The organism is uncultured Psychroserpens sp. (assembly GCF_947501425.1).
In the GTDB taxonomy this organism is placed as follows: Bacteria; Bacteroidota; Bacteroidia; order Flavobacteriales; family Flavobacteriaceae; genus Psychroserpens.
In genome coordinates this window covers 1-428 of the sequence record NZ_CANMVN010000027.1, presented here as the reverse complement: position 1 = coordinate 428, position 428 = coordinate 1, and the positions used below count along the sequence as shown (strand labels likewise).

At 39.3% G+C, this 428-nt stretch carries 1 pseudogene; it reads right to left on the bottom strand.

Annotation, left to right across the window (positions count from 1 at the left end):
• Positions 1–428: pseudogene (locus Q0951_RS17040) on the bottom strand (gliding motility-associated C-terminal domain-containing protein); the annotation flags it as partial.

Genomic DNA, 428 nt, shown 5'->3' with positions numbered 1-428 from the left:
TCCGTTAATGTCCATGTTCTGGTAATGATAGATTCGTTAGCACAACTTCCGTCAGCCACTGCATCTGTAAATGTAGCTTCAAGGTCAGTTGAACAGTTATCCGCTTCATCAGTCACATCACCAGTTAGAGTAAGATCGTTTACATCTACATCACATTCTACTGAAATACTCTCAGGAACTGTAAATGTAGGTGCTGTTGTATCTTGAACTGTAATGGTCTGAACTTGTGTAGTTGTATTATCACACTCATCCGTTAATGTCCATGTTCTGGTAATGATAGATTCGTTAGCACAACTTCCGTCAGCTATGGCATCTGTAAATGTAGCTTCAAGATCAGTTGAACAGTTATCCGCTTCATCAGTCACATCACCAGTTAAAGTAAGATCGTTTACATCTACATCACATTCAACTGAAATACTCTCAGGAAC